An 11,608-nucleotide genomic window follows, 5' to 3' on the forward strand; every position below is an offset into this window, starting at 1 on the left:
TAAATAGAAATTCAACACGCAGCAGGGTTAGTTATTCCACTTCGGATTATCTACAATTGCGGCTTCCCCTGCTTGCTCGATCACGATCTTCCTGAACCCTTTGCTTTCAATCGTTCCATAATCATGCCCGGCATCCGCCCGAAACACATAAAACGTGATCAGGGGTTCGGTCCCGGTATTGATGCTTCGATGCGCGTACCTTCCAGGTACGTACACCGCTTTCCCCGGCGTGAATGGCTCGGCAGCCCAATCGCCTTCCGGGCTCTCCATCAGCATATAACCTTTACCGCCCAGGCAGTAATACACCTCGGCCGTATCCAAAATCGTATGAAAATGTCCCTTGGTCATATAATATTCATCGCCCACTTTACCCGGATAGACGATACTCGTTCCAAAGGCAAGATTGCCCGGTTTCTCCGGCACACCCAACTCATGAAACTCGTAAATGAGAGGGTCGCCGTTTACCGTCATCGCTTCATAAGCGTGCTCGTTCGCGTACATCCCCTTCATTTTGGACAAATTTCTTTTTATCGAAGCTTTGGTATCGGATAACCCGTTGTTTAAGCTGAAATAAACGGAAAATGGTTGTAAGTATTGCTCGAGATTCTCCATGTACCTGCTCACCCTCCCGATTTATTTTACCGTTCTCAAGTCCATCGCAATGCTTTCCAGCTTGTCGAACGTATCGCCCTTGATATCGATATGAAACACTTCCGCAATGACTTGCGTCCATCCATGAATAAAATAAATCCAGCCGTCTTCGACATGAAGCTGCTTCTGTTCCTTTTGCTTCAGCGCCTGATGCATGAAATCCAATTCTCCGCGGTAATTCAATTCCCAAACCAGACTGTGCTCCGGAAACTCGCATGGGTCGGTTAACGGCGATCCGGGCCGGTCTTTGCCCAATCCCGTCGCATTAATGACGAGGGACCGGGGCTTCAGAGCCTTCAGCAGCCTGTCGTTATCCGCCGGATTTGGACATAACACATATTCAAACTTTACTTTCGTATCGATGTTGCTTAACAACTTCTCAGCCGATAACAGCCTCGCTTCGCTCCGGTTGCTGATGATGATCCTGGAAGGAACATCGTCGCCGTGATCCGCTCTGGTTAAATAAGAGCTGATGGCCAGTGCGCTTCCGCCGGCTCCCATAATCAGCGCTTCGCCGCCGTGACGCTTCCAGTAGTTAACCGGAATGAAGGCTTCCATAGACAGTCCGCTGGAGATCGGGTCTTTGGCATACCCCTCCAACCTGCCGTCTTGTTTGGAAATCGATGAAATTTCATCGAACATCGTCGCGTAAGGATCCAGGTAATCAAACAAATCCCGGGCGGCGTGATATAAATCGATCTTATGTGTAGTGACCAGCGCGCCTAACGACAGGGGGTCCTCTTTAATGAATCGGACACACTTGCGGTACTGCTCTGGGTCGGCATGAATGTCGATATCAATCCCTTTAATGACCGCATCCTTCAGTCCAAGCTCTCTCGCCCATAAGGGGAACAGCTTCATAATTGAAGATTGCGTCGTGGTCACGCCGATAAAATACATTGTAGGCTGGGTCGCTTTTGCAGGCAGGATCATCTTGTTAATCTCCTTTTCATGGGAAGATAAATGGAATTACGCTTTTACCGCTAATACGGAAGATAACAGGATTTCTTTTCTTTCCTTAATGGACTGATTGCCCGCATTGACGACCATGACTGCCTTTTTCCCGTCATTCCCGGATACTTTAGGTTCCTTATCTTCGAGTATGCATTCGATAAAATGCACATCCTCCGCCAAATACGCATCGCTGAACAACGTTCTCCAGCTGTTCATCACAGGACGGGTCAACCCGTTCCGATTGGCCGTTACGATGGTCTTCTCATGCACTTGACCAATGAATATGACGCCTTCCGTTCCAAGAATCTCCACACGGGAATCATAGCCATATTTGACGGATACCGCTCCATCGATCATCCCCTGCTTCTGATTCGCAAATCTGGCGGTTAGCACCACGTTATCATAGAAATCGGGAAATTCCGCCTGTGCTTGCGGGCATCTGAAATTGCCGGCAAGGGCAAATACGCTTTCTATATCGGCGTCGACAAACCAGTTCAGCGTATCGATATCATGGCTGTTAACCTCGGCCAGCGGGCCGTTGCTTTTTGAAAGATCGTACATCCACGGCTGCGGAATGCTGGGTCCCCGGGTCAAGGAACGAACCAGCACGACGTCTCCGATTGCCCCGCTGTCTATTTCCTCCTTGGCTTGAATAAAGCTATCGTTAAATCTGCGCATAAACCCGATCTGAAGTTTCACCTTATTCCTCTTCGCTGCGGCTATCATATCCTCGCATTCGTTAGCGTTCATGGCCATCGGCTTTTCGCAAAAAACATGTTTACCCGCTTCGGCTGCCGCTACGACGATATCTCTATGAAAAATAGTTGGCGTTACGACGATAACCGCATCGATATTATCGCTTTTTAGCGCTTCTTTATAATCGGTATAATAAGTATCAATGCCCAGACTTTCGGCAGCCTGCTTCGCCACGGCTTCATTCGGATCAACCACGGCGACTAAAGATGCGTGAGGTACATTTCTTCTAAAGTTGGCGGCGTGTATCATCCCGGCTCTGCCGGAACCGATCACGCATACTCCAATTTCTGTATTTCTCAAGCTCTCCACTCCTTTTTATTTCTATCTTTTGTTCTCGTATATTATTATATTTTATTGTTATGTATCATGTCAACGATTTTTTGTTTTCATTTTGTTTCTCGTTTCCCTTACTTTTTCAACAAACTTTTTCCCGATCTCGGTTACCGAAGCGTAATCCCCGCGCAGCGCTCCGCGCGTCAAATGACTCCCGATTCCAACCGCGATCGCCCCGGCCTCCAGCCATTCGCCGACGTTATCCAGATCCACTCCGCCGGTAGGCATCAGTTGAGCCTGGGGAAGAGGCCCCTTAATCGACTTAATCATGCTTGGACCGAACAGTTCGCCGGGGAACAGCTTCATGATCTCCACCCCGGATTCCATAGCCTCGACTACTTCTTTGATGGTCATGACCCCAGGCATGCAAGGAATGGCATACCGGTTGCACATGCGGACAACGTCTTGGTTGAAGTAAGGCATGACGATATATTGGGCTCCCGACAGAATGGCAATTCTTGCGGTTTCCGCATCTAATACGGTGCCTGCTCCCAGTATCATTTCATCGTGCGAATACTTACCCGCCAAATCTTCAACGATGTGATGTGCATTCGGAACCGTAAACGTGACTTCGATGGCCGAGATGCCGCCTGCCAGGCATGCCTCAATCGTTCGGTAAGCTTGTTCTTTAGTTTCGGACCTGACGACGCTAACAATACCGGTTTGATGAATTTTATTAATCACGTTCTGCTTAGGATTCATAGGATTTTTCTCCTTATCTATTCTATAAATGGAATACGCTGTGCCGAGAGTGTTTATACTAAATAAGAGAATAGAAATGAAAATAATTAAAAGATTCTTTTTTATTGGCTGTTATAATGGTAAAATAAATGTACATATCAACAATAAAGGATGATGAATGTGAAAGAACTCGATAACGATTCCAACAGTCTTTTTTCAGAAGAAAGAAAAAATGAAATTGTTAAGCTCATCAATACAAAGGGAAAAGTCCTCGTTCCCGAGCTGGTTCAGCATTTTAAAGTTTCTCCTGCCACGATACGTAATGATCTTCGCGATTTGGAGACGCTGAAGCTCATTAAAAGAACGCACGGCGGGGCCATTTCCATCGAGACGCCTAAAGTAGGCTTTGAACCGTTTTATCAACAAAAAATGGTAGAACATATCGAACAAAAAAGATTAATAGCCAAGGCGGCTTTAGACTTTATTGAAGAAGGCGATATCATCATCCTGGATACGGGGACAACGACGTTGGAATTGGCCAAAATGTTAACAAACATGAATATAACCGTCATCGTCAACGACATCGATATTGCCAGATGCCTGGAAGACTATCCGAATATCCAGGTCGTTCTCATTGGCGGAAATTTACGGAAAAAATTCAGGTCAACCGTCGGTCCTTTCGCTTTAAAAATGTTGTCTGAAATCAATGTGGATAAAGTCTTTCTGGCTGCCAACGGATTCAGCTTCAATCGCGGATGCACCACACCGGATATTAACCAGGCCGAAATCAAAAAGAAATTCGTGGAAATTGCCAATGAAGCCATCTTATTATGCGACAGCAGCAAAATAGGCAAAACCTCATTTGTCCATTTTGCTTCTGCGTCCGAAATTACAACGCTCGTCACCGATCAAGGGATCGCGCAAAGCGACTTGGAGCAAGCAACAAGCCTGGGGATTAAGGTTATTGTCACTTAGCACGGAACCGCTGCACCTAACTTCCCTTTGCCACGATAATCTCAATTCCGGATTCTTCGAGTTTCTGCAAAATGTGTTCCTCGATGTGGTGGTCGGTGATCAGCACATCGATCTCCGTGATCGGAACAAACTGCACAAAGGAATTGGCGCCGATTTTACTGCTGTCGCAAAGCACGATCACTTTCGAGGCGATTTTCGCCATCGTATGTTTAATTTCCGCTTGGCTGACATCCGGTGTCGTACACCCTTTCTCGAGGCTGAAGCTATTCGTGGACAGGAATACTTTGTCGACAATTAACTCGTTCAATATTTTTGTGGCGAAGGGGCCGACCGTGCAATGAAATTTTTTCCTTACGATGCCGCCGATGACCAGAACTTGAATGCCGTCAACCCCTTCGAAACATTCCGCAATATCCAGATCGTTGACGACTACCGTAATATTGCTTCGTTTATGAATCAGCCTGGCCAGTTCTATGGACGTCGTCCCTGCATCTAACACAATGACATCCCCGTCTTCAATAAACTCCATTGCTTTTTTGGCAATGGAGTGCTTTTGATTCAGAAATTTCTGGTTCTTCATTTCATTTCCTTTTTCAAAACCGACCGGAGGCACATCCATCGAAAGAGCTCCGCCGTGTATTCTTCTTAATAAGCCTAACTGCTCCAATTCCCTTAAATCATTTCGAATCGTGGCCGGAGATACGTTAAATTGCCGCACCAATTCCGGTACGGATATTTTGTCCCGGGTTTCAATCAGCTGCAGAATCCGATCTTTTCTTTCGTCGGCAAACAAATGTCCGTTATTATCGCTTAGCACAATTGCCATCACCTCTAGTTTTTTCTACAGATAATGGATGAGGTTGGCTGTAGCCATCATTCCCATTTCATGGATCGCCTCATAAGTAGATGCGGCACAATGTGAGCCGATGATGATATTGTCCAGTTCGAAGAACGATTTATGGCTTGGAGGCTCTTGTTCGAATACGTCAATGCCCGCGCCCCAAATTTTATTTTCTTGCAAGGCGTGAACCAACGCTTCTTCATCGATTAAACCGCCACGCGCCGTGTTTACAAGCACCGCCGTTTTTTTCATCATTTCAAACTGTGGATAGCTGATGATATGGCGGGTGTTCTCGTTTAACGGCAAATGCATGCTGATAAAATCCGACTCCCTGATCAGCGTTTCCAGGGATACATATTGAATCTGATGCTGCTTCGCATAGGCTTCATCTTTAATAGCATCATAGGCCAGCACCTTCATATGAAAGCCGTTCGCTCTGATCGCAACTCCTTTACCGATATGGCCAAGGCCGATTAAACCCAGTGTCTTTCCCCACATGTCAATTGTCGTCGTTTTGCCCCAATTCGATTTCTTGCATGCCTTGTCAATCATCGGCACTCTTCTGGCGACGCCCAGCATTAAAGCCATGGCATAGTCGGCAACCGCTTCCTTATTGGCTCCGGCAGTAACCGTAACCGGAATTCCCCGCTCCCTGGCATAGTCCAAATCAATATTGTCCGTTCCTACCCCATACTTCGAAATCACTTTAAGGTTGGGGGCGTGCTGCAGCACCTCTTTGTCCAAAGGATCGACCCCAAGGATGATGCCGTCAATATCATGCATAAGCGGGATCATTTCCGATTTGCTCATGATTCTTCCATATGGGTTCATCACAATTTCATAGCCTTGATCCTTCAACCTGTCCAACGGCTCGGAGCTGCTCTTCCCGAAGGAACGGGGGGTGATCAGAACCTTCCGGTTCATGTCCATTCACATCCTCATTTGATATCAAACGCTTGAGCCGGATTATGTACCATCATTTTACGAACGGCCGCTTCCGGTACTCCATATTGCTGTAATAACGGCAAAAACCGGCGCGAAAGATGATCTAACCCGATCGTCCCGCCGTAACTTCGCAACCGATGACGGGTCGTATCCAGTCCTAATAAAATAAGATCCTCATATCCGCTTTCCACCATATGCCTGATTAAATCCGCTTCTTCTTCGTCGCTATGATACTTGTATCTGCCGATCGTATCGTATTCCAGATATACGCCAAGATCAGCCAGCTGTTTATGAATTTCAAGCTGGCCCAGATTGCGGTCTAAATGACAGACGATGATTTGATTCGCCGGCACGCCCTCCGTCCGGTACAAGTCGACCAACTGAACGGCTTGGACACAGGATTCGGTATGGCATAACAGAGGGGCGCCTGTTTCAACCGCGGCCCTGGCGGCGGCACGAAACCATTTCTTCTCGGGATCTTGTATCCGTTCCTCATCGATCGCCGTCTTAATGACCCCGGCTTGCGCATCAATGAAATCATTCGGCTCTCCGCGATCGGTTCCCGTGTACATGCCGACGGTTAATTCGTGCACAAACACCTCGTATAGCGCAGCTTCATCATAGGTGTGAATCCAATGCTCCAACGGGTAAAATATCATCTTGTGAAATCCCGTGGAGGCCACGATATGGGTGTCCGTCTCCTGGGCTGCCAAGACCAGGGACTTCTCCATCCTGCCGCATCCCAGAGGCTGAGCATCTACAAGGCTGCGTCCCCCAACCTCCTTAAACAGCAGCAGCTCTTGAATCGTTAAGGCGATATCGTCAATTCGCAGAGCCGCATTGACACGGGCCGGCTGCCCGTCCGCAATAAATAAATGTTCATGGCTATGGCAAAAACCTAATTGCTCGTTATGAACCGGACCTAACACGGTGTGAATGGCCAAACGTACCACGTCCTTCATCCATGGCCTTATAAATGGGCGTTAATTTTTCAACAAGCATGTGATAACACTCTGCATAGCTTTGGTAATTCGTTATATGGTGAGGGTTAGGCGCCACCGTGCTATGGGGATAAACCATGCGGTTCATCGTATCCGCGATATCCGGATAGAACCCGACGCCATACCCCGCAATGACGGCAGTCGCAACTGTAGCCGTGTCGCTGTTGTTTAGCGTCGTATAGGGCACGTTCATTACATCGGCTTTGATCGAGTTGAACAGCTCGCTCTTGGCCCCGCCTCCGACGACATTGACATGGGTGAAGTGAAGACCTGGAATCAACTGTTTCAGCGTAGCCAAATAACCTTGATATTCGTAAGCAATCGATTCGAGAATCGACCGGTACATGTGGCCGTTACGATGCGACCAATTGAGTCCAAGCCAGCTGCCTCTCAAGAAGGGATTGTTGGGACAAGCTCTTCCGGCAAAATGAGGAATAAAAAAAATCCCGTCGCTTCCCACCCTTACATGAGCCGCCTGCGCATTTAATTCATCGAACGGGAGGCTCCCTTCCTGCGCTGCAAGGAGGTCTCTAAACCACGCCAAACATTGCCCTCCCCCATTGATATAAGCTAGCGGATTCCATAGCCCGGGAATGACGGAGCGCGCGTAAATTAATGTTTTCGTATTCACATCCGGCTTATATTCATCTACGCAGCAGCTTAACACGGACGCGGTTCCCGCCACATCCAGAATGGCGCCTTTGGTCGTAATGCCGGCTCCGAGAATGGTAGCAGCGGTATCCCCGCAACCGGCCACGATCGGAGTGCCCTCCAGTAAACCGCACTTGTCGGCATAACATTTGGATAAATATCCAATGACGTCCCACGGATTGACAATGCGGGGCATCTTGTCTTTGCTGACCTGGAAAGCATCGAGCAAATCGTCCGACCACGAATGATTCGAGACGTCACTGAAGCCGGAAAAATGCAGATGGGTATAGTCTATAAAAGCGTTATCCGCTTTAAGCCCCGCCAAACGCCCCGCAACATAAGCTGTCGGAAGGACAAATTTTTCAATTTTACGATAAGTTTCCGGCCTTTCGTGCTTCCACCATAACACCTTGGGGCCGTGAGCATACGTAACCGGGCAGCCCGTAATCCGGATAAACGGCTCTTCCCCCCATTCTTTAATCAGGGGCATATATTTCTCGCATCGGGTATCCAGCCATGAATCATACGGTGTTACCGCATTCCAATCGCGATCGATCCCCATAATGCCGGCCATCTGTCCATCCAGGCCGATGGCAGCGACTTGGCCGGGCTCGACACCCGAGCGTTTCATCACTTCGGTCATCCCGTCTACGACAGATGCGAACATTTCTTCAGGCATTTGTTCGACAATCCCGTGGTCCAGGCGTATCAGATTCGAGGGCACAAATGAATTCGTTACGATGCTGCCTCCATCATTAACTAAAGAGACCTTGGTTCCCTGAGTACCGATATCGATCCCGATAAAAAATTGGGTTTGGGTCATGTAGACAAGCAGTCCCTTCCAATATGGTTTAGCGTACACGGGCTGCCCCCGATATCAAACGATGAGCCGGGTCCTATCAAATTCACGACTTCCGGGGGCAGCGCATGCGTCTTCAAGGAAAATGCCTTTCCTTTCCGGGCAGGTCAATCCCAGACAAAGACGGCTTTATCCGTGACTCGTTCATCAAACAGGCGGAAGGCTTCGGCAGCCTGTTCAATATTAAATCTATGGGTAATATACCGGTCCACCGGAATGTTATGGTCGATAACAAAGTTGGCGATTTCCTCGAACATCCAAATCGGGTGAATCCAAATACCGTACACTTTCAATAATTTCCGGATCATTTGTTCGCTTGGATTTATCGTAGTCGCACTCGTCTCGCCGATCAAAGCAACGGACCCCATCTTACGCACGCTATCCAGAGCGGCGTTCTGGGCGGCAGGGTTCCCCGAGCTGTCAATCGCCTTATCTACCCCTTCGCCATGCGTCAATTCGCGCAAAACTTCTACCGCATCTTCTTTCGTACTGTTAATGACGACATCCGCTCCCAATTCTTTGGCCATTTCAAGCCTGGAATCGAGTACGTCGACGGCGATGACTCGGGCTCCACGCGCTTTTGCAATCAATACCCCGGCGCTGCCCATCGGTCCCAGACCGAAAATCGCTAACGTATCGTTGCCGGATACGCCCAACGTTTTTTGCGCGTGATATTGAGTCCCCATATTGTCCAGCAGAAGAGCGCCCGTTTCATAAGACATCGGATCGGGAAGCTTCAGACAATTTTGCGCCGGGACGACCATATAATCGGCATCTCCGCCGTCCACGTCAAAACCGACACATTTCCACTGCGAACACAAGGATAAATAACCGCTCAGGCAGTACGTGCAATGCCCGCAGCCAATGGCCAGATAGACGGCGACGCGGTCTCCGGGCTGCAGCCCTCTAACCCCCGGACCGATCTCGACGACATCGCCCGCAGGCTCATGGCCGGGAATGATGGTGCCTGTCTTGGCCGCTTCCCCGCCTACGAGCGGCTTCCCGCCGTAGTACAGACTCATATCACTTCGGCAAATCGCCGATGCACGCATGCGGACCAAGACTTGGCCGTCCCCCGGCACAGGTTTCGGACGGTCCACGACTTGAACTTCTTTTTTCCCAGGTAAAATTACGGCTCTCATTTTCAACGTCTCCTTCAGCATGAGCATTATTTTAGCAAGCAAGCCGCAATAACGGCGTTGCTTGGTGCTAACCTTTGACAGCCCCCATCGTAAGTCCCCGCACCATTTTGCGCTGCAGGATGATCGTGATGATCGCGACCGGCAAGACGATCATCGTTCCTGCCGCTCCGATTTGTCCCCACAGCACGCTGACGGGCGTCGCATATTCATTAAGTCCGACAGGCGCAGTCCTTACCGTGGAACCGGACAACAAATTGGCGAACAAAAATTCATTCCAGGAAAAAATAAACGATAACAAGCCCGTAGACACGAGACCAGGCCCGATAACCGGGAAAATAACGCGAACAAACGCCGTAAAGCGGTTGCATCCATCCACCAGCGCGGACTCCTCGATTTCCCCGGGCACATCTTTATAAAAGCCGTATAACAGCCAAACGGCCAGCGGCAGATTCATGAAGGTATACACTAAAATAAGCGAAGTATAGGTGTCGAGCAGCCCTAATTTAGAGAACACGAGATAGATCGGCAGGATAGCTACGATGGGTGGAACGATACGCAGCGTCAAAATCCAGGACAGGACATTTTTCGCGCCTTTTAAACGATATCTGGCGTACGGATACGCGATACCGCTTCCGAACAAGAGAGCCAGCACCGTGGAGAGGAAAGAGATATACAAGCTGTTCAGCAAGTATTTCATAAAGTCCCGCTCAAACAGCACCGTTTGATAGTTGGAAAAGGTAGCCTTAAACAACCATTTGGGCACCGAGGCGTAGGCGTCGACCTGCTGCTTCAGCGAAGTAAGAACCATCCATACTATAGGGAAAATAAAAACGAGCATCGCGATTATAATGACCGCATAATTCAGGACGGTGACCGGCTTGCTCGGAGATGACCTCATGATCTGCCCTCCACTTCGAATAAATCAAACTTTTTCAAAACCAGCGTCAGCAGGGTGACGACAATCACGAGGAGGACGATACATATGGCGGCGCCATAACCGAAATCGAGAAATTTGAACCCCCGGTCATACACGATCCAGCTCATCGTCGAAGTAACGTTAATGGGGCCTCCCTTGGTCATCATATAAATCGAGTCGTAAATTCGAATCGCATCAATCGTCCTTAACAATAAAGCGATATAAATAATTCTGGACAACTGCGGAATTGTGATATAGCGGAACGATTGCCAGGAGGACGCGCCGTCGATCATGGCCGCCTCATAAGGCTCATCCGGAAGTCCTTTAAGTCCTGCCAATAAAATAATCATCATAAACGGCGTCCACTGCCAAATGTCGGTAACAATTAAAGCAGGCAGCGCCAGATGCGGTTCGGATAGCCAAGCGGTTCTGGACATGCCCAGCAGCTCTATCAAATAATTGAAAATTCCATATTGATCATTCATCATAAACCGAAACATCAGCCCGACGACCGTAGGCGCCATGGCAATCGGAAGCAGCACGACGGACTGATAAAATCGTTCTCCCGAAGTAAGTCTATTCAATATAACGGCCAATACCAGTCCGATGGCAAATTCCAGGATGACCGTGCTGACTACGAAAATAAATGTCACCTTGAGCGCATTCCAAAAATTGTGATCCTGGAATACATCGATATAGTTATCCAATCCAATGAACGGATTCACCGCACTGATGGGGCTGTATTGCTGAAAACTGATTTTGAATAGAAAAACAGTCGGGTAGACGGAAAAGAGAAGAAGCAGCAGCATGCCCGGGACCATGGCCAAATACGGCCCGCTGTATCGCAATCCAAATTTTTTCATGATTTATTCTCCCGATTCCTAATGGAGGGGGAGGGGAGTC

12 protein-coding genes are annotated in these 11,608 nt (G+C 48.6%); 1 reads left to right on the top strand and 11 read right to left on the bottom strand.

Features of this window, described 5'->3' with window-relative positions:
- Positions 1-27: 27 nt before the first annotated feature.
- The 4 genes from ACZ439_RS06010 to ACZ439_RS06025 all read right to left on the bottom strand — a co-directional run bounded on the left by ACZ439_RS06010 (position 28) and on the right by ACZ439_RS06025 (position 3,396).
- A complete protein-coding gene (locus tag ACZ439_RS06010; protein ID WP_141333834.1) occupies positions 28-612 on the bottom strand; it encodes a glucose-6-phosphate isomerase in 585 nt (194 codons plus the stop codon).
- Between the two features lie 21 nt (positions 613-633).
- Positions 634-1,584, bottom strand: a complete 951-nt coding sequence (locus tag ACZ439_RS06015; protein ID WP_054796595.1) for a shikimate dehydrogenase family protein — start codon at positions 1,582-1,584, stop codon at positions 634-636.
- Positions 1,585-1,620: 36 nt separating this feature from the next.
- On the bottom strand, positions 1,621-2,661 hold the full coding sequence (locus ACZ439_RS06020; RefSeq protein ID WP_141333836.1) for a Gfo/Idh/MocA family oxidoreductase: 1,041 nt from the start codon (positions 2,659-2,661) through the stop codon (positions 1,621-1,623).
- A 69-nt stretch (positions 2,662-2,730) separates the two neighbouring features.
- Positions 2,731-3,396 (bottom strand): bifunctional 2-keto-4-hydroxyglutarate aldolase/2-keto-3-deoxy-6-phosphogluconate aldolase, encoded by a 666-nt coding sequence (locus ACZ439_RS06025; RefSeq protein ID WP_372813355.1) that lies wholly within the window; start codon positions 3,394-3,396, stop codon positions 2,731-2,733.
- Between the two features lie 159 nt (positions 3,397-3,555).
- On the opposite strand from ACZ439_RS06025, the gene ACZ439_RS06030 reads away from it, so the two are divergent.
- The gene (locus ACZ439_RS06030; RefSeq protein WP_464620747.1) at positions 3,556-4,350 is read left to right on the top strand and encodes a DeoR/GlpR family DNA-binding transcription regulator; all 795 of its coding nucleotides are present in this window, start codon (positions 3,556-3,558) and stop codon (positions 4,348-4,350) included.
- Between the two features lie 16 nt (positions 4,351-4,366).
- On the opposite strand, the gene ACZ439_RS06035 is transcribed toward ACZ439_RS06030, so the two are convergent.
- From ACZ439_RS06035 to ACZ439_RS06065, 7 genes are all read right to left on the bottom strand, one after another.
- Positions 4,367-5,167 carry a DeoR/GlpR family DNA-binding transcription regulator gene (locus ACZ439_RS06035; RefSeq protein ID WP_464620748.1) on the bottom strand — a complete coding sequence of 267 codons (801 nt, stop codon included), beginning with the start codon at positions 5,165-5,167 and terminating at the stop codon, positions 4,367-4,369.
- Between the two features lie 24 nt (positions 5,168-5,191).
- Positions 5,192-6,115, bottom strand: coding sequence for a phosphoglycerate dehydrogenase (locus ACZ439_RS06040; protein ID WP_127606272.1), 924 nt, complete (start codon positions 6,113-6,115; stop codon positions 5,192-5,194).
- Between the two features lie 14 nt (positions 6,116-6,129).
- Positions 6,130-7,098, bottom strand: coding sequence for a phosphotriesterase family protein (locus ACZ439_RS06045; protein WP_054796588.1), 969 nt, complete (start codon positions 7,096-7,098; stop codon positions 6,130-6,132).
- A complete protein-coding gene (locus ACZ439_RS06050) occupies positions 7,046-8,650 on the bottom strand; it encodes a xylulokinase (RefSeq protein ID WP_464620749.1) in 1,605 nt (534 codons plus the stop codon). Before ACZ439_RS06050 ends, ACZ439_RS06045 begins: the two co-directional genes overlap by 53 nt.
- A gap of 104 nt (positions 8,651-8,754) precedes the next feature.
- Positions 8,755-9,789 (bottom strand): zinc-dependent alcohol dehydrogenase family protein, encoded by a 1,035-nt coding sequence (locus ACZ439_RS06055; protein ID WP_127606276.1) that lies wholly within the window; start codon positions 9,787-9,789, stop codon positions 8,755-8,757.
- 67 nt (positions 9,790-9,856) lie between these two features.
- Entirely contained in the window at positions 9,857-10,687 is an 831-nt protein-coding gene (locus tag ACZ439_RS06060; protein WP_464620750.1) for a carbohydrate ABC transporter permease, read from the bottom strand.
- Positions 10,684-11,568, bottom strand: coding sequence for a carbohydrate ABC transporter permease (locus ACZ439_RS06065; protein ID WP_054799611.1), 885 nt, complete (start codon positions 11,566-11,568; stop codon positions 10,684-10,686). Before ACZ439_RS06065 ends, ACZ439_RS06060 begins: the two co-directional genes overlap by 4 nt.
- Between the last annotated feature and the right edge of the window lie 40 nt (positions 11,569-11,608).

The organism is Paenibacillus sp. JCM 9796, assembly GCF_055379675.1.

Coding starts and splice junctions, on each gene's coding strand:
- ACZ439_RS06060 (WP_464620750.1), bottom strand. CDS start 10,687: ATGAGGTCATCTCCGAGCAAGCCGGTCACCGTCCTGAATTATGCGGTC.
- ACZ439_RS06010 (WP_141333834.1), bottom strand. CDS start 612: ATGGAGAATCTCGAGCAATACTTACAACCATTTTCCGTTTATTTCAGC.
- ACZ439_RS06055 (WP_127606276.1), bottom strand. CDS start 9,789: ATGAGAGCCGTAATTTTACCTGGGAAAAAAGAAGTTCAAGTCGTGGAC.
- ACZ439_RS06045 (WP_054796588.1), bottom strand. CDS start 7,098: ATGAAGGACGTGGTACGTTTGGCCATTCACACCGTGTTAGGTCCGGTT.
- ACZ439_RS06025 (WP_372813355.1), bottom strand. CDS start 3,396: ATGAATCCTAAGCAGAACGTGATTAATAAAATTCATCAAACCGGTATT.
- ACZ439_RS06065 (WP_054799611.1), bottom strand. CDS start 11,568: ATGAAAAAATTTGGATTGCGATACAGCGGGCCGTATTTGGCCATGGTC.
- ACZ439_RS06040 (WP_127606272.1), bottom strand. CDS start 6,115: ATGAACCGGAAGGTTCTGATCACCCCCCGTTCCTTCGGGAAGAGCAGC.
- ACZ439_RS06015 (WP_054796595.1), bottom strand. CDS start 1,584: ATGATCCTGCCTGCAAAAGCGACCCAGCCTACAATGTATTTTATCGGC.